The organism is Mesorhizobium sp. ESP7-2 (assembly GCF_020164715.1).
Lineage (GTDB): Bacteria > Pseudomonadota > Alphaproteobacteria > Rhizobiales > Rhizobiaceae > Mesorhizobium.
In genome coordinates, this window is sequence record NZ_JAIUGQ010000018.1 from 75860 (window position 1) to 91534 (window position 15675).

Here is a 15675-nt window from a genome sequence, read left to right on the forward strand (position 1 = left end):
CAAGAAATCACTCGCTTTCGACGCGGATCGCAGAATTTCTTTCTTGTGAACGGCCCAAATAAAAGGGAATATAGCGAAACTATTCCACCAGGAGCCTCCGATGGACCGCCTTGACCGAAAAATTCTCCGCCTTCTGCAGGAGGACGCGACGCTCGCGGTCGCCGACGTTGCCAAGAAAGTCGGCCTGTCGACCACACCGTGCTGGCGGCGCATCCAGAAGCTGGAGGAGGAGGGCGTCATCAAGCGGCGCGTCGCCATTCTCGACCACGAAAAGGTCAATGTGCGTGTGACCGTCTTCGTGTCGATCCGCACCAATTCGCACAGCCATGAATGGCTGCGCCGGTTCTCCGAGGTCATCCAGGAATTTCCCGAGGTGGTCGAATTCTACCGCATGAGCGGCGACGTCGATTACCTCTTGCGCGTCGTGGTGCCCGACATCGCCGCCTACGACGCCTTCTACAAACGGCTGATCGCCAAGATCGAGATCCGTGACGTGTCGTCGTCCTTCGCCATGGAGCAGATCAAGTACACGACCGAAATCCCACTCGACTACATGCTGCTGGACAAAGAGTCGGGCGCCAATGCGGCCTGAGCTCGCCGGTCAATTCTTCTTCTTGTTGAGGAAACTCCAGGGCGAGTTCACCGGCAATATGACGGAGTCCGGAACCGTGTCGACGCCCACGACATCGGCCTTGCGCACGGTATAACCGGACTGGATGACGCTGGCGCCGTCGAGAATGAACAGCTGGCTTTTCTCCATGTCCGGCTTCAGGGCACCGGTAATGGCGACCGGCTGGTAGGCTTCCGACATCTTGTAGGGATGGGCAGGCGTGACCAGCACGATCTGGTTGGGAGGCGGCGTCGGCATGTGGCTGCAGGCACCGGTCCACGGCACCAGCAGGAACTGATAGACGAGATCGCCGTCGCGATCGACCGGCAACGCGTAGCCGGCTAATTGTATCGTTTTGTCCTGCAGGGCAACCGACAGCGTCTCGCCATGATCCGGCAGTTTCGCCGCGATCATCGGCAGACCGGCGTCTTCGGCAACTGCCTGGGTTGCCGGACGCAGGTCCTTCCAGAAAATGTGCGTGGTCTCGGCCGAAGCACCTGCGGTGGAGAGAGCAAGCGCGGCCGCGAGCGCCAGGATCGAAGTGAAATGGTTCACGGCCGCGTCCTTTGCGGACAAGTAGAGACGCCGCTGTCAGTGGCGTCAATGCTCGAGCCACATCACATGTCGGCGAGAACCGGCCGCAGCACCCCTCGCCCTGTCAGATTTTTCTGGCGACGAGGCGTTCGTGCGTTTTGGCATGCGAAAGTTCTTTCACCGCATCCTTGCCGATCCAGCGTGCCGTCTTGTCGGTGGAGTTGGCAAGTCTGTTCGCCAGCGCAAGGGCAGGGCCATGCAAACTCATCGACCGTTTGCCGATCTGCCGCAGCGCCCAGTTGACCGCTTTCCTGACGAAATTGCGTTCATCGCGGGAATGAGATTCGATCAAGGGCAGATAGCCCTGGAAAGTCGTGTCCGGTTCCTTTTTTAAATGCACGGCTGCCCATGCCAGCATGGCGAAGGCAGTGCGGCGGACGAATTCGCGCTCGTCGGCGGCAAACTCTTCGACCAGCTGGCGCCAGAACGGCGTGTCCACGAACAGGTCGGAGACCGTGTCGACGATCTCCCAGGAATCGAAATCGCCAGCCCAGCGGCGGCACTCTTCGATGCCGATCTTTTTCGGCTCGCCGGTGAAGGCCGCCATCAGCCGCGCCTCGCGAATGCCGCTGTCCCAAAGCGCCAGGGCTCGCTCATGGTTGCGCTTCACCTTGCGTGCCAAGGGTCGTAAATCCGCATTGCCGATGCCGAGCGCGGTCGCGGTGTTGATGCCGAACCGCGCCATGCCGGTGCGGTTTTCCATGGTTCCGATCGAACGCAGATGGGCGACGATATCCTGCGCGGTCCAATTCGGAGCGGGCAGGGACATCGGCGCCTACTTCTCCAGCCGGGCCAGCAACGAGGACGTGTCCCAGCGTTTACCGCCCATCGCCTGCACGTCCTTGTAGAACTGGTCGACAAGCGCGGTCACGGGCAATCTGGCGCCATTGCGGTCGGCTTCCGCCAGGCAGATGCCGAGATCCTTGCGCATCCAGTCGACGGCGAAACCGAAATCATATTTTCCGGCGTTCATGGTCTTGTGCCGGTTTTCCATCTGCCAGGAGCCGGCGGCACCCTTGGAAATCACCTCGATCACCTTTTCGATGTCGAGCCCGGCCTTCTTGCCGAAATGGATGCCTTCCGACAGTCCCTGCACCAGTCCGGCGATGCAGATCTGGTTGATCATCTTGGTGAGCTGGCCGGCACCAGCCGACCCCATCAGCCCGACCATACGGGCATAGGCGTCGATGACCGGCCTGGCCCTGTCGAACGCAGCCTCGTCGCCACCGACCATGACGGTCAGCACGCCGTTCTCGGCGCCGGCCTGGCCACCGGAGACCGGTGCGTCGAGAAATGAGAACCCGCCCGATTGCGCGGCTTGCGCCAGTTCGCGCGCGACTTCGGCCGAAGCCGTGGTGTTGTCGATGAAGACCGAACCCTTCTTCATCGATTTGAAGGCGCCGTCCGGGCCTGTCGTCACCGAGCGCAAATCGTCGTCGTTGCCGACACAGGAAAAGACGAAATCCTTGCCCTCGGCGGCCTGGGCCGGCGTCGGGGCAAAGTTGCCGCCATGTTGAGCGACCCATTGTTCGGCTTTGGCGCTTGTGCGGTTGTAGACGGTGACGTCGTGGCCGCCCTTGTTCTTCAGGTGTCCGGCCATGGGATAGCCCATGACGCCAAGACCGAGAAATGCCACCGATGCCATGCCTTGTCCTTCCGACGGAAATAGAGATTTCAGCTGCGGAAGCTCTAGGCCATGCGACGAATTCGTCAAGGCGCGCACCGCCGCATCGACTGGCACAGGCCGATCAGGAACGGTTCGGCGATGCCTCAGCGATGCAGATGGATGGTGATCCGGCGTTCGATCCATTCGACGCCGTGGCGCAGGATCTCGACCATCACCAGATAGACGATGGCGACCCAGACATAGGCCTGGAAATCGAAGGATTTGGCGTAGGCGAGCTTCGCGTTGCCCATGAGGTCGTAGACGGTAATGATGGCGACGATGGCCGAAGCCTTGATCATCAGAACCAGTTCGTTGCCGTAGGGGCGCAAAGCCACGATGAACGCCTGCGGCAGGACAACCTTGCGCAGCGTCTGCAGCTTGTGCAGGCCGAGCGAGGCGGCTCCTTCCCATTGGCCCCTGGGCACGCTTTCGATGGCGCCGCGCAGGATCTCGGCCTGATAGGCGGCGGTGTTGAGCGCAAAGGCGAAGACGCCGCAGTTGAAGGCCTCGCGGAAGAACCACCACAGCCCGACGGATTCAAGCTGCAGCCGGAAAGAGCCCAGGCCATAGTAGACGAGGTAGACTTGGACCAGCAGTGGCGTGCCGCGGAAGAAATAGACGTAGCAGTAGGCAAGGCCGGACAGGAACCGGTTCTTCGACATGCGGCCATAGGTGACGGGCAGCGAAAAGATCGCACCGGCAACCATCGAAATCGCGACGAGAGACAGCGTGGTCCAGAGTCCCTGCAGATAGGCAGGCGCATATCTGGCAAAGAACTCGCCGTTCCAGGCATAGACGAGATAGGCGAGGATACCGAGGCCGAAGAGAATCCAGAGGCCGACGAGCGCGTAACCGACGATACGGGTGCGCGGCCAGCCGCGAGCCTGCGGTGGCGGTCGGTCAACTGAAATAGCTTGGCTGACGCTCATCGTGCCTCTCTCCGCCCCAGCGAGCGCAAGATGAACCCGGTCGCGATCGATGACAGGATCGCCAGAGCGAGGAAAACCAGCGCGGCCACGCTGTAGAACAGGAAGGCGTGTTTCGTGACACGCGCGGCCACGCCGGCGTTGCGCAAGGTTTCGGCGAGGTTGACGACCGAGACCAAGGCGGTGTCCTTGAGCAGGCTGAGCCAGCAATTCTCGAGGCCGGGAAAGGCGATGCGCAGCAGCTGAGGCAGGATTACCTTGCGCATGGTCAGCCACGTCGACAGGCCGATCGCGTAGCCGCCTTCATACTGGCCCTTCGGAATGGCGCGAAAGGCGGAAAGAAACACCTCGCTGGCATAGGAAGAAAAGATCAGCGACAGCACGATCATGCCGGCGATGAAGCTGTCGACGTCGATCGTCGCCTCGGGCTTGAAGAGGCGGATGACGTATTGCAGCAGGATGGGCATGCCGAAGAAGAACAGGAACAGCGTCACCAGTTCCGGCAGGCCGCGAAACACGGTGGTGTAGATGTTGGCGGCCACCCGCAGCGACGGTTCTTCGGACTGCTTGGCCCAGGCGACGAAAAAGCCGATCGTCAAGCCGATCGGCAGCGTTGCAAGCGCAAGCGCGATGGTGACCAACGCGCCATATGCAATATCGTCACTCCAGCCCTCCGGTCCCCAACTGAGCAGTGTCCATATGCTTTGGGCTGGCATTGACTGGTCTTATCCCCACGGCTCTCCCGAGATGAATAAGGCGACAGGGGATCCCCCTGCCGCCTTGGCAATAGACTATCAGGACTCGGCGCCGTAGACGTCGAACTTGAAGTACTTGTCGTTGATTTCCTTGTATTTTCCGTTGGCGCGGATCGCGTCGATGGCGGAATTCAGCTTGTTGACCAGGTCGGTCTCGCCCTTTCGAACGGCGATGCCGGCCCCAGGCCCAAAAATTTCGACCGGTTGCGGCGAGGGCTGACCGAGGATCTTGCAGCAGGCGCCGTCAGGCGAATCGAGCCACTGCTGCAGCACGACGATATCGTCCTCGATGGCATCGAGGCGGCCGTTGGCGAGATCAGCCTGTTCCTCGGGGCTGCTCGGATAGCCCTTGACGGTGCTGTCGGTATAGGTCTTCGAGGCATAGTTGAAATGGGTGGTCGTGGTGGCGACACCGATACTCTTGCCGGCAAGGTCTTCCTTGGTCACGCCCTTGAGCGGCGAATCCTTCGGCACGGCGATTGCAGACGGCGTGTTGTAGTATTTGTGCGAGAAGTCGACCTTCTCCTTCCTCTCCGGCGTGATCGACATCGAGGCGACGATCGCGTCGAACTTGCCGGCCTGAAGTGCGGGAATGATGCCGTCCCAGTCCTGGGCGACGAAGGTGCACTTGACCTTCATTTCATCGCAAAGCGCCTTGGCGATGTCGATGTCGAAGCCGACAAGCTGGCCATCGGCGGTGAGGTTGTTGAATGGGGGGTAGGCGCCTTCGGTACCGATCCTCAGGGTCTTTTCCTGGGCTTGGGCTACGCCGAGCGTCAGCAGCGCAGCCGATGCGGCGAGCGCGATACGCAGTGCAATACGCATGATAGTCCTCTCTTTATGGTCCCGGCCGTCGTTCCGAAACGGCTCTGTGGGGCGGTGCTTTTGACCGCCCGCTGGGCCGATACTCCCACTCTTTCCAAGAAAAAAGCAACTGCAAACCGTCAAAATCGGCAATGGGATACTGCCGTTACGTTACAGCTCAAGCAACGAGTCCGGTCGTGCGCTCGATGAAGTCGGCTATGGATTCTGCGTCGTCGAGGTCGAACACCGGCAGGCTCTCGTCGGTGACGGCGAAATCCGCGGCGACAGCGACAATATTGGGATCAGCCGCTGAAAGCGGCGTCCGGTCCTTCGCTTCCAGCCGCCTCGTTTCGATCTTGCGGTGGGGTTCGCGCTTGTAGCCTTCGACCAGCACGATGTCGCACGGGGCGAGCCGCGAGAGGATGGCGTCCAGCGGCGGCTCTTGCTCGCCGCGCAACTCGTGCATCAACGCCCAGCGATTGCCCGATACGATCGCAACCTCGGTTGCGCCGGCCTGCCGATGGCGGAAGCTGTCGGCGCCCGGCTTGTCGATGTCGAAATCATGATGGGCATGTTTGACCGTCGAGACCTTCCAGCCGCGCCGCACAAGCTCCGCGACCAGCTTTTCCGTCAGTGTGGTCTTGCCGGAGTTTTTCCAGCCGGTGATGCCGAAGATGCGTCTGTTCATGGCGTCATGCTCTGCAACAGGTGTTCGGCATGGGCAAGATCGTCCGGCACATTGATGTTGAAGAAAGGATCGATTGGTTGTCCGGCGGACTGCAGGAGCGGGAATTCGACCTCGACGTAACCGTGCCGCTCGATGAAGGCCGAAACCCGCTTGTTGTCCTCATCGACGAGGAAATGCCGCAAGGCTTCGCGGCATCCGGTCGGCCAGAGTGCGAAGGTCTGGTGCCACCTGCCTGCCGAGAAAGCGACGGCGATCGAACCGGGGCGTTCGCCGGCTGCCGCCGCCAGACGATCGACGAGATCAAGCGGTAGGAAAGGCGTGTCGCCGGCAGCGGTGACGATCGCCTTGCAAGGGGTGGCGGCAGCGGCCCATTCCAGGCCGGTGAGGATTCCGGCAAGTGGTCCGGCAAAGCCTTCGACGGTATCGGCCAGCACCGGCAGCCCGAAACGGGCAAACCGTGCCGGGTCGCCGTTGGCGCTAAGCGCCAGGGTCTCGAACTGGCGGCCAAACCGCGACAGGACCTGGTCGAGCACGCAGCCGCTGCCGAGCGGCAACAGGCTTTTGTCGCCACCGCCCATCCGTCTCGACTGGCCACCGGCCAGAATGATCCCCGCGATATCCCGCTTCATGCCATCCAGCCTGTACGCCAGCCGCGGGAAATCGCAAGCAACTTCAAGGGCGGCTAGAGTCCGTCCGGTGCCATGGACGGCCCGGTGCTTTCGGCGACGATCCTTCGTCGGCCGACCACCCGCTCGCGATAGAGCGCATAAAGGCCCGAGCCGACGACGATAGTCGCGCCGGCGATCATCGGCATGTCCGGGATGTCGCCGAAGACGATCAAGCCAAGCAGAATCGACCAGAGGAGCGCCGTGTAGCGGAACGGCGCGATGAAAGAGATCTCGCCCGAACGCATCGCCATGATGATGAATTGGTAGCCGATCAGCACCAGCACCGCAGCCAGCGCCAGCAGCGCCGTGCTTTTGCCGGTCATCGGCGTCCAGCCACCCATCGGCGTCAACAGAATGGCGCCGACGACGGTCATGGCAAGCGCGGTGGCGGTCGAGACCAGCATCGTCGGGATGGTCTTGGGAATGCGCTTGGTGGCGAGGTCCCGCACCGTGCAGCACGCGACGGATGCCAGCGCCACCAGCGAATAGACGCTGAAGCCCTCGAAACCCGGCCGCACGATGATCATAACCCCGACAAAGCCGATAGCGATCGCCAACCAGCGCCGCCAGCCGACCGCTTCGCCGAAAAACAGCGCCGCGCCCATCGTCACCGCCAGCGGCAGCGCTTGCAAGACAGCCGAAACGCTGCCGATCGGCAAATGCGCGAGCGCGACCAAGAAGGACACTGTAGCGCCCGCTTCACCCAGCACACGGATCGCCACCAGCGGCTGCAGCATCAGGCGAGGCTGGACAAGCGCGCCGCGTTGCCAGGCCAGCAGCCCGACAAAAAGCGAAGCGAACGCCCCCCTGATCAGCATGACCTGCGCCATGTTCATCGACTGGGAAGAGTATTTGGTAATGGCGTCGTTGAGCGTGAAGCCAACCATGGCTACCACCATGAACAACGCACCGCGAAGATTTGGGGAAAGGGGCAAGACACCTACCGGTTGCTTTGGCAGGCAAGCCTGTAACAGCCCGCCATGAAACAGCAACGGCAAAGGGCTGGGCCAGGACCGGATATCCATCTTCGCCGACGCGAAATCATCCCGGATCAGGCACGAATTCTGTCGGAAGGCGGCGTCGCCTCCCGACATTGGTGCAGACGAGGCGTCGACTACTTCTTGGGGGTCAGCACCTCGGTGCCATTCCCTTCCTTGCCGGCGATGGTCCACAGACCATGCAACGACCCGTCATCCTCGACCTTGTAGACGACGAGGCCGATATCCTTGCCCATTGCGTAGCCGGCGGAGAATGCGTTGTCGTTACGCATGCAGATGCCATCCGACGATGAGCCGCCCGTCTCCCAGTGGATCGCGCAGGTGGTCCCGCTGGTCAGCGTGATGGTGGCTTCGCCGTCATAGGACGAACCGTCGAAATTGGTGCCGGCGACGGTGTAGGTGCCGCCGATCGACTGGGCAGCCGCGGGCAGGGCAGCCAGGCCGAGCAAAGCGAAGGAAAGAAGAAGGTTGCGCATGATGTAATCCCCCGAGAAAGCGATGAACCGCTACGCAAGGGAGGCTAGGCGGGAAACCATCATCAGTAAATCTGACGGACATTCGCGGACAAAGATTTGTTTGCGGTGTGGCTAAAATGCTCGCGGCTCATGGCCCCTTGAGGCTGCCCGCGATGGCGCCGACAAGCGGGTCATATTTCGATTTCAGCGCCTGCGGATAATCGACCCAGACCGTGCGGATGACGCCATCCCTGCCAAACAGGCGCCGCTCATAAAAGATCTTTCCATCCTTCACACCCGACAACACCGCCCAGTCCTTGCCGGCCTTGCTGTAGGTGATTTCGTAGCCCGGCTCATTGCTCGCCTTTTCGCCGGCAATGAATCCCTTCGGCGTGTCGTCATCGACATTGAACATGCCCGAGCATGTCAGGCTGGCGCCGTCCGCGCTCAGCCACACCTGGCCGTCGCCATTTTCAGGTTCGGGCTGGCGATCGGTGAAAATATCGTCGGGAAAGGTGCAGACGGTGCCGAAGCGATCGTTCACGTAGGTGGACTGCGCCGCAAACGCGGCGCTCACCGAGACCACGGCGAGAAATGTCACGATTGAAAAAAGCCACCGCATGTCAGCCCCGAAGCCGATGATTGCGGGACAATTCTCGCACAGACAGACGAGAAGGTCAGCCGCCCGTGACACTCATATGCCGTGACACCGACGGACGACTGGTGCGGCGGTCGATGATGAAGTCATGGCCTTTCGGCTTGCGGCCGATGGCTTCGTCTATTGCGTCGGCGACAAGTTCGTTGCCTTCGGACGCGCGCAGCGGCGCGCGCAGATCGGCCGCATCCTCCTGGCCAAGGCACATATAGAGCGTGCCCGTGCAGGTCAGCCTGACCCGGTTGCAGCTTTCGCAGAAATTATGCGTCATCGGCGTGATGAAGCCGAGTTTTCCATCGGTCTCGGCGACATGGACATAGCGGGCCGGGCCGCCGGTCTTGAACGGGATGTCGGTCAGCGTGAACTGGCGCTCGAGCGAAGCGCGCAGCAACGACAGCGGCAGATACTGGTCGGTGCGGTCGGCGTCGATCTCGCCCATCGGCATGGTCTCGATGACGGTCAGGTCCATGCCCCGGCCGTGCGCCCAACGCATCATCTCGGGCAGTTCGGCGTCGTTGAAATCCTTCAACGCCACCGCATTGAGCTTGACTTTCAGTCCCGCCGCCTGCGCCGCGTCGATGCCGGCCATGACCTTGTCGAGATGACCCCACCGGGTGACGGCGTGGAACTTGTCGGCATCGAGCGTATCGAGCGAAACATTGATGCGTTTGACGCCGCAATCGGCGAGCTCGGCGGCGAAGCGCGAAAGCTGCGAGCCGTTGGTGGTCAGCGTCAGTTCTTCCAGCGCGCCGCTTTCGAGGTGACGCGAAAGCTGGCGCACCAAGTGCATGATGTTCTTGCGCACCAGCGGCTCACCGCCAGTGAGGCGCAACCGTTTCACACCCTTTTCGATGAAGACGGTGCAGAGCCGGTCGAGTTCTTCCAGCGAAAGCAGGTCCTTCTTGGGCAGGAAGGCCATATCCTCGGCCATGCAATAGGTGCAGCGGAAATCGCAGCGGTCGGTAACCGACACTCTGAGATAGCTGATCGTGCGACCGAAGGGGTCGATCATGTTCATGTTCGAGCGTTTCCGTGGCCATTAGCTGCGTCGTTATATACGGCTATGTGATACGATCCAGCCCGCCATTCAAGATAGCTAGCCTCGATCTTTGGTAACATTCCCCGACCGACATTGCGCGTCGGACACCGTCGACGCCTTTGCGTACGGGGCGAAGCAGCGTAGGGAAGGGCATTCAGACAGGATCGACCATGACAGCGCCAAAAGAACTGAGGGTCTCCAGGGACCGCAAGCTGCTCACTGTGACGTTTCCGGGCCATCAGCCGTTCGAGCTGCCGGCGGAATTGCTGCGCGTGGCGTCGCCTTCCGCGGAAGTACAGGGCCATTCGCCGGAACAGAGGGTGACGGTCCCCGGCAAACGCGATGTGGCCATCCTGAAGATCGAGCCGGTCGGCAATTACGCCGTGCGCATCACATTCGACGATTTCCATGACACCGGCATCTTCACCTGGAATTACCTGCACACGCTTGGCCACGAGAAGGACGCACGCTGGAGCGTCTATCTCGCGGAACTCGCCGAGAAAGGCTTGAGCCGCGATCGTTAGCCGCCGTTGCGTCGTCAAAACGTCATCGATCGGGAGTAGGCGCGGCGGATCGGGAGACGGAAAATGTCGGTCATCACCACAGTCGAACAACTCGAAGCCCTTTACGGGTTGCCCGGCGAAGCCTCCGTGGTCAAGGAACTCGACCATGTCATCCCCGAATACGCCGCCTTTATCGAAGCCTCGCCCTTCGTCGCACTAGCGACCAGCGGTCCGGAGGGGCTGGACTGTTCGCCGCGCGGCGATCTCGCGGGCTTCGTGCGTATCGTCGATGCGAAAACGCTGATGATGCCGGACCGGCGCGGCAACAACCGTGCCGATTCGTTGAAGAACATCATCCGCGACCCGCGCGTCGGCCTGCTGTTCCTGGTGCCGGGCTCCGGCACGACGCTGCGCATCAACGGCCGGGCGCATATCACCACGGAGGCGGCGCTGTGCGCGTCCTTCATGGTCGACGGCAAGCCGGCGCGTTCGGTCACGATGATCGATGTCGATTCGGTCTATTTCCAGTGCGCCCGGGCGATCGTGCGGTCGGAACTGTGGAACCCGGCCAGACATGTCGACCCGAAGTCGCTGCCGACACCCGGAAAGATCCTGGAAATCACCAGCCGCAAGAATATCGACGGCGAAACCTACGACAGGGAATGGCCGGAGCGGGCGAAGAAGTCGATGTGGTGATCGACTGAAAGGGCGATCACGCCTCGTTCAGCACCTCATAGATCTTGCGCATCTGCTCGCCGATCATGTCGCATTGCTCCGGCGTCGACTGGCTCATCGCCTTCTCGATCAGCGCCATATGCACTTTCAGCGCCTGCATCAGCAGCGCCTCGCCGGCTTCGGTCAGCGTAAGCCGCAAGATGCGCTTGTCCTTGTCATCGCCTTCGCGCCGCAGCAGGCCACGCGTCTCGAGCTGCGGCAACAGCATGGTGATGTTGGAGCGGCCGACGAGCAGCTTGCGGGCAAGGTCGTGCTGCGACATGCCGGGATGGCGGTAGAGGTTCATCAGCACGTCGAGCTGCGCCGGCTTCAGGTCGAGCGGCGCGAGTTTCACCGCCAGCGTGCGCTCCAGCACATGGCAGGCGCGCGCCACCGCGACCCAGTTGCGAAAGCGCGGGTTGTCCCAGGGTAGCTCTTGTTTATTGTTCATCTTTGAACTATTATGTTCATGCTTGAACGTATGGATGGATTCTGACTATGGCATCATTCGGGCTGAAGGTCATCCGAGGTGTGTTCGGTGCGGCCGAACATGTCGCGCCGCGCATCACCGGGCGCGCGGCTTTCGAATTGTTCTGCCGTACGCCAAGCACCAGGACGCTGACCGACGGCGAGCGCCGCGCCATCGACCGCGCCGCGGAGTTCATGGCCGAGGCGCGGCATCACCGGCTGAAGACCGCGACCGGCTGCGTCATGGTGCATGAATTCCGCCCCGAACCGGGCCGCGAGCCGGCCGGCGCCGTTCTCGTCATTCATGGCTGGCGTTCACGTACCGAATATATGCGCGTGCTAATCGAAGGTTTTCGCGCTGCCGGCCATAGGGTCGTCTCGCTCGATCTTCCCGGTCATGGTCATTCGCAGGGCAGGCACCTGAACATGGTCAACGCTGTCGAAGCCGCAAGAGTGGCGGGCCAATGGTTCGGGCCGTTCGTGGCCGCCGTGGGCCATTCCTTCGGCGGCGCCGTTGCCGCCAATGCCATCGCCGGCTCCGTCAAGGGCATCCCGCCGCTGGCGGCCGCACGTCTTGTGCTGATCGCGGCGCCAAGCTCGCTGCCGGCAATCTTCGCCGACTTCAGCCGCATGCTCAATGTCGGCCCCCGCTCGCAGGTCGCCATGGCCGACCGCGTCGAATATCTCTCCGGCCGGCCGCTGCATGAATTCACCGGCGACCGCCAGCTCGCCCAGGCGCCCGTGCCAACGCTGGTCATCCACGCCCCTGACGACCGGGAAGTGCCGGCTGAACATGCAAGGCGCTATGCCGGCGCCGGCGACCATGTGCGGCTGCACTGGGCCGATGGGCTCGGCCATCGCCGCATTCTGGCCGACAAGGGCGTGGTTGAGCGCGCCGTCGGCTTCGTGACCACGCAGCGCGGGCCGTCGCTGCTCCACTGAGCGGCATTCAGGCTATTTCTTCTTTTCCCCGGGCTCTACGGGCAATCCCGCTGCCTTCCAGGCCGTGTAGCCGCCGAGAATGTGCTTGACCGGCGAAAGCCCCATGTCTTGCGCCGTCTTGGTGGCCAAGGCCGACCGCCAGCCGCCGGCACAGAAGAAGACGAAGCTTTTTCCGGAAGCGAAGAAGGACTTGTGGTAGGGGCTTTCGGGATCGATCCAGAACTCCAACATGCCACGAGTGACATGCTTGGCGCCGGGAATTCTGCCATCGCGTTCGATCTCTCGAGGATCTCGCAGATCGACGAAAATGGTATCTTCATCTTCAAGCAGTCCTGCCGCTTCCTCGGGCGAAACCACTTCGATCTCGGCATTGGCCTCATCCAGCAGCTCGCGATATCCCTTTTTCACGTCGTCCCTCCCGGCCGCAGGTTTTTTGCTGGCAAGGCGGATTTCGAGCACAACGAACGGTGTTTGTCACGCGTCGACGCTGCCGGCCATGGTCTTCCAGGCGGTCATTGCCCCGGCCACCGTCGACCCGCGATTCGGCAATACGGAGGATATCGCCGCATGGTTGCCTGGCTCTCCGGACCGGAGGGGCCGTTTCGTCACCGGAGCCGCGCTGACCATCGACGGCGGCGCAAACGCCTGATTTCCACGGGTCCTCCGGGCTGGAGCGGAAACGCCCCCGCTCCAGCCGTCACGATGTTGTGAAACCGTTCTGCAACAGGCCCGCCGAAATTTATGAAAGCTTAACGAAATCGGTATGAATCGGTATAGTCGCGCCTTACATCCGCCATGCGGTTAGCGGGACGGTTTAGCGTGCGGAACGGGAACCGGTTGCGACCGGAGCGGGTGATCCATGAAATTCCTCGGTAAAAAAGCAACCGTGATGCCGCTTGTGGCGATTACGGCGACGCTGGCTTTCGGCATGCCTCAGGCAGGGGCGCAAGGGCTTTTCGACATGCTGTTCGGCGGCGGCATCAGGCATGAGCCGAAGGGTGAGTTTCCACCTCCTCCGCCAAAGTACAAACCGAAGGCGCCGGCCGGCGGCGGCGTGAGGATCAGCGGTCCGTCCTACTATACCTACAAGGCCGACAAGCTCGTGCGCGTCGACTTCTCGACGCTGTCCGCAGCGCCCCAACCGGCGACGCCGCAGGACGCCGCGTTCGTTCCTTCGGCCACCGGTGCTGCCTTCCACGAAGCCATTGCCGGCCTCAGCGACTACGAACTCTATGCCGAGCCCGACATCGCCAAGGCGCTGATCGCCTATTACTCGGCCAATCCGGATTTCATCTGGGTGAGCGGAACCAGCCCCAACAACCGTGCGCAAGATGCCGTGCGGGTGCTTGGCGAGGCTGCCAGCTACGGCCTCACGCCTGCCGACTACACGGTCGACGTGCCAGCCGTCAGTTCGACCTCGACAGACGACGCAACCAAGTTGAAGGAACTCGTCCGTTTCGAGATGGCGCTGTCGGCACGTGTCCTGCGTTACGCCCATGACGCCCAGAATGGCCGTGTCGAGCCAAATCGCATGACCGGCTACTACGATTTCCCGGCCAAGCCGCTCGACATGGTCGGCGTGCTGAAGACACTGGCGCATACACAGGAAGTTCGCACCTATCTGGAATCGCGCCATCCGCAGAATGCGGAGTATCAGGCGCTGCGCGTCGAACTGGAATCGCTGCAGGCGAGCGCCGAGAATGAGATCGTCGTCGATCCCAAGCTGCTGCTGAAGCCAGGCGAAACCAGCCCCGAACTGCCGAAGCTCCTGTCGCTGATCGCGCGCAATCTCGACGACGAGATGGGCGGCACCTATGGCGAGGTGCTGTCGCGGCTGGCAACCAGCGAAGTCTATGTTCCCGAACTGGTCCCGCTCATCAAGGCGGTGCAGCAGAAGGAAGGCATGAAGGGTGACGGCGTCATCGGACCGCGCACCGTCGCCTCACTGGCCGGGACGTCGAAGGCCGACAGGCTGCTCAAGGTTCAGGTGGCGCTGGAAGAGTTGCGCTGGCTGCCATCCGACCTCGGCAGCCCGCGTGTTTTCATCAACCAGCCAGCCTTCACCGCAAGCTACATCGACGATGGCCAGGAAAAGCTGAAGACGCGCGCCGTGGTCGGCCGGGTCACCAACCAGACGGCCTTCTTCTACGACCAGATCAAGCAGGTCGATTTCCACCCCTATTGGGGCGTGCCGCAGTCGATCATCGTCAACGAAATGCTGCCGAGGTTGCGCAGCGATCCAGGCTATCTCGACCGGGCCGGTTACGAGGTGACGGATTCACGCGGCAAGCGCATCCCTTCGTCGGCGGTGAACTGGGGCGCATATGGCGCCAACATTCCCTACAATGTGCGCCAGCAGCCGAGCGAAGCCAATGCGCTGGGCGAATTGAAGATCCTGTTCCCCAATAAGCATGCGATCTACATGCACGACACGCCGCAGAAATCATTCTTCAAGCAGGACATGCGCGCGCTCAGCCATGGTTGCGTGCGCCTGCAGGATCCGCGTGGCATGGCGGCGGCGGTGCTCGGCACCTCGGTCGACTATATCGCGGAGAAGCTGAAGCACGGACATTCGACCGAGGATGTGACCCGCAAGATCCCGGTCTATGTCGCCTATTTCACCGCCTGGCCCGACATGTCCGGCAAGGTCGAGTATTTCAGCGACGTCTACGACCGCGACTCGCGGCTGAAGCAGGCCATGGACGCAACCGAGGCGGTGCGCTCACCCTCGAGCTAGTCGATCGCGCTCCGACAGCGGGCGCCGGAAACCGGCGTCGCGCCCGGCGATCAGCCAATAGACCAGCCCGGCCACCAGACCGGCGGCGGCGATGATGCCGATGTCGGCCCAGCGCTCCGGATCCACGTCCTCCGCCGCGCCCGGCCAGATTCGGCCGCCGCGGCGGCGCCGAAGAGCATGTGCAGCAGGGCGGTGCGCAAGGAGAAGAACTCTGCGATCAGCGCGAAAATCAGCGTCTGCGGCGCGGTCAGCACAACCGTCAGGAAATAGATGAACATGCCGAGCGGCGGCACAACCAAGGCCGCGATCGGCGAGACGCCCATGAGGTCGAAATAAGCGGGCGCGCCGGGCAGGGAACTCAGTGCGGCATAGATCGCCACCACGGCGATCAGGCCAACCAGTATGGCGACGAGGTAGCCGGCGAGCATCATCAGGACGCGCTTCATCACGTGC

The 15675-nt window shown here is 62.1% G+C and carries 20 protein-coding genes and 1 pseudogene; 6 read left to right on the top strand and 15 right to left on the bottom strand.

Annotated features, from left to right (window positions below):
- Positions 1-100: 100 nt before the first annotated feature.
- The gene (locus tag LB543_RS18405) at positions 101-592 is read left to right on the top strand and encodes an Lrp/AsnC family transcriptional regulator (RefSeq protein WP_015317849.1); all 492 of its coding nucleotides are present in this window, start codon (positions 101-103) and stop codon (positions 590-592) included.
- A 9-nt stretch (positions 593-601) separates the two neighbouring features.
- On the opposite strand, the gene LB543_RS18410 is transcribed toward LB543_RS18405, so the two are convergent.
- From LB543_RS18410 to moaA, 12 genes are all read right to left on the bottom strand, one after another.
- On the bottom strand, positions 602-1165 hold the full coding sequence (locus LB543_RS18410) for a DUF3299 domain-containing protein (protein ID WP_140812795.1): 564 nt from the start codon (positions 1163-1165) through the stop codon (positions 602-604).
- A gap of 103 nt (positions 1166-1268) precedes the next feature.
- Positions 1269-1973: a DNA alkylation repair protein gene (locus LB543_RS18415; RefSeq protein WP_224615082.1), complete on the bottom strand. Its 705-nt coding sequence runs from the start codon at positions 1971-1973 to the stop codon at positions 1269-1271.
- A 6-nt stretch (positions 1974-1979) separates the two neighbouring features.
- Entirely contained in the window at positions 1980-2849 is an 870-nt protein-coding gene (locus tag LB543_RS18420) for an NAD(P)-dependent oxidoreductase (protein WP_224615083.1), read from the bottom strand.
- Between the two features lie 125 nt (positions 2850-2974).
- Entirely contained in the window at positions 2975-3799 is an 825-nt protein-coding gene (locus tag LB543_RS18425; RefSeq protein WP_140758711.1) for an ABC transporter permease, read from the bottom strand.
- Positions 3796-4512, bottom strand: a complete 717-nt coding sequence (locus LB543_RS18430) for an ABC transporter permease (protein ID WP_127872456.1) — start codon at positions 4510-4512, stop codon at positions 3796-3798. Before LB543_RS18430 ends, LB543_RS18425 begins: the two co-directional genes overlap by 4 nt.
- Positions 4513-4590: 78 nt before the next feature.
- Complete coding sequence (locus LB543_RS18435) at positions 4591-5376, bottom strand: ABC transporter substrate-binding protein (RefSeq protein ID WP_140758710.1); 786 nt, start codon at positions 5374-5376, stop codon at positions 4591-4593.
- Positions 5377-5533: 157 nt separating this feature from the next.
- Positions 5534-6043, bottom strand: coding sequence for a molybdopterin-guanine dinucleotide biosynthesis protein B (gene mobB / locus LB543_RS18440; RefSeq protein ID WP_140758709.1), 510 nt, complete (start codon positions 6041-6043; stop codon positions 5534-5536).
- On the bottom strand, positions 6040-6672 hold the full coding sequence (gene mobA, locus LB543_RS18445) for a molybdenum cofactor guanylyltransferase MobA (RefSeq protein ID WP_224615084.1): 633 nt from the start codon (positions 6670-6672) through the stop codon (positions 6040-6042). The genes mobB and mobA overlap by 4 nt, the downstream gene beginning before the upstream one ends.
- 53 nt (positions 6673-6725) lie before the next feature.
- Positions 6726-7646 carry a DMT family transporter gene (locus tag LB543_RS18450; RefSeq protein ID WP_224615085.1) on the bottom strand — a complete coding sequence of 307 codons (921 nt, stop codon included), beginning with the start codon at positions 7644-7646 and terminating at the stop codon, positions 6726-6728.
- Between the two features lie 179 nt (positions 7647-7825).
- Positions 7826-8185 carry a hypothetical protein gene (locus LB543_RS18455; protein WP_140758706.1) on the bottom strand — a complete coding sequence of 120 codons (360 nt, stop codon included), beginning with the start codon at positions 8183-8185 and terminating at the stop codon, positions 7826-7828.
- Positions 8186-8312: 127 nt separating this feature from the next.
- Positions 8313-8765 carry a hypothetical protein gene (locus LB543_RS18460; RefSeq protein ID WP_224615086.1) on the bottom strand — a complete coding sequence of 151 codons (453 nt, stop codon included), beginning with the start codon at positions 8763-8765 and terminating at the stop codon, positions 8313-8315.
- A gap of 76 nt (positions 8766-8841) precedes the next feature.
- Positions 8842-9837, bottom strand: a complete 996-nt coding sequence (moaA, locus tag LB543_RS18465; protein ID WP_140758704.1) for a GTP 3',8-cyclase MoaA — start codon at positions 9835-9837, stop codon at positions 8842-8844.
- Positions 9838-10028: 191 nt separating this feature from the next.
- Here moaA and LB543_RS18470 point away from each other — a divergent pair, with 191 nt between their 5' ends.
- Together LB543_RS18470 and LB543_RS18475 are read left to right on the top strand one after the other, a co-directional pair.
- Entirely contained in the window at positions 10029-10382 is a 354-nt protein-coding gene (locus LB543_RS18470; protein WP_140758703.1) for a gamma-butyrobetaine hydroxylase-like domain-containing protein, read from the top strand.
- 63 nt (positions 10383-10445) lie between these two features.
- Entirely contained in the window at positions 10446-11057 is a 612-nt protein-coding gene (locus LB543_RS18475; RefSeq protein ID WP_224615087.1) for a pyridoxamine 5'-phosphate oxidase family protein, read from the top strand.
- Positions 11058-11073: 16 nt separating this feature from the next.
- Here LB543_RS18475 and LB543_RS18480 read toward each other — a convergent pair whose 3' ends face one another.
- The gene (locus tag LB543_RS18480) at positions 11074-11526 is read right to left on the bottom strand and encodes a MarR family winged helix-turn-helix transcriptional regulator (RefSeq protein WP_224615088.1); all 453 of its coding nucleotides are present in this window, start codon (positions 11524-11526) and stop codon (positions 11074-11076) included.
- 47 nt (positions 11527-11573) lie between these two features.
- Between LB543_RS18480 and LB543_RS18485 the strand changes: the two genes are divergently transcribed.
- A complete protein-coding gene (locus LB543_RS18485) occupies positions 11574-12485 on the top strand; it encodes an alpha/beta hydrolase (RefSeq protein WP_140812802.1) in 912 nt (303 codons plus the stop codon).
- A 12-nt stretch (positions 12486-12497) separates the two neighbouring features.
- Here the strand turns inward: LB543_RS18485 and LB543_RS18490 are convergent, their stop codons facing one another.
- The gene (locus LB543_RS18490; RefSeq protein WP_224615112.1) at positions 12498-12893 is read right to left on the bottom strand and encodes a rhodanese-like domain-containing protein; all 396 of its coding nucleotides are present in this window, start codon (positions 12891-12893) and stop codon (positions 12498-12500) included.
- 88 nt (positions 12894-12981) lie between these two features.
- Here LB543_RS18490 and LB543_RS18495 point away from each other — a divergent pair, with 88 nt between their 5' ends.
- Positions 12982-13134 carry a hypothetical protein gene (locus tag LB543_RS18495; RefSeq protein WP_224615089.1) on the top strand — a complete coding sequence of 51 codons (153 nt, stop codon included), beginning with the start codon at positions 12982-12984 and terminating at the stop codon, positions 13132-13134.
- A 210-nt stretch (positions 13135-13344) separates the two neighbouring features.
- Positions 13345-15222 (top strand): murein L,D-transpeptidase, encoded by a 1878-nt coding sequence (locus tag LB543_RS18500; protein WP_224615090.1) that lies wholly within the window; start codon positions 13345-13347, stop codon positions 15220-15222.
- Here LB543_RS18500 and LB543_RS18505 read toward each other — a convergent pair.
- Positions 15208-15653, bottom strand: a pseudogene (locus tag LB543_RS18505) (hypothetical protein). The gene LB543_RS18500 and the pseudogene LB543_RS18505 sit on opposite strands and share 15 nt — an antisense overlap.
- Between the last annotated feature and the right edge of the window lie 22 nt (positions 15654-15675).

Coding starts and splice junctions, on each gene's coding strand:
- LB543_RS18475 (WP_224615087.1), top strand. CDS start 10,446: ATGTCGGTCATCACCACAGTCGAACAACTCGAAGCCCTTTACGGGTTG.
- LB543_RS18480 (WP_224615088.1), bottom strand. CDS start 11,526: ATGAACAATAAACAAGAGCTACCCTGGGACAACCCGCGCTTTCGCAAC.
- LB543_RS18415 (WP_224615082.1), bottom strand. CDS start 1,973: ATGTCCCTGCCCGCTCCGAATTGGACCGCGCAGGATATCGTCGCCCAT.
- LB543_RS18500 (WP_224615090.1), top strand. CDS start 13,345: ATGAAATTCCTCGGTAAAAAAGCAACCGTGATGCCGCTTGTGGCGATT.
- mobB (WP_140758709.1), bottom strand. CDS start 6,043: ATGAACAGACGCATCTTCGGCATCACCGGCTGGAAAAACTCCGGCAAG.
- LB543_RS18425 (WP_140758711.1), bottom strand. CDS start 3,799: ATGAGCGTCAGCCAAGCTATTTCAGTTGACCGACCGCCACCGCAGGCT.
- LB543_RS18405 (WP_015317849.1), top strand. CDS start 101: ATGGACCGCCTTGACCGAAAAATTCTCCGCCTTCTGCAGGAGGACGCG.
- LB543_RS18470 (WP_140758703.1), top strand. CDS start 10,029: ATGACAGCGCCAAAAGAACTGAGGGTCTCCAGGGACCGCAAGCTGCTC.
- LB543_RS18430 (WP_127872456.1), bottom strand. CDS start 4,512: ATGCCAGCCCAAAGCATATGGACACTGCTCAGTTGGGGACCGGAGGGC.
- LB543_RS18420 (WP_224615083.1), bottom strand. CDS start 2,849: ATGGCATCGGTGGCATTTCTCGGTCTTGGCGTCATGGGCTATCCCATG.
- mobA (WP_224615084.1), bottom strand. CDS start 6,672: ATGAAGCGGGATATCGCGGGGATCATTCTGGCCGGTGGCCAGTCGAGA.
- LB543_RS18455 (WP_140758706.1), bottom strand. CDS start 8,185: ATGCGCAACCTTCTTCTTTCCTTCGCTTTGCTCGGCCTGGCTGCCCTG.
- LB543_RS18495 (WP_224615089.1), top strand. CDS start 12,982: ATGGTCTTCCAGGCGGTCATTGCCCCGGCCACCGTCGACCCGCGATTC.
- LB543_RS18435 (WP_140758710.1), bottom strand. CDS start 5,376: ATGCGTATTGCACTGCGTATCGCGCTCGCCGCATCGGCTGCGCTGCTG.
- moaA (WP_140758704.1), bottom strand. CDS start 9,837: ATGAACATGATCGACCCCTTCGGTCGCACGATCAGCTATCTCAGAGTG.
- LB543_RS18485 (WP_140812802.1), top strand. CDS start 11,574: ATGGCATCATTCGGGCTGAAGGTCATCCGAGGTGTGTTCGGTGCGGCC.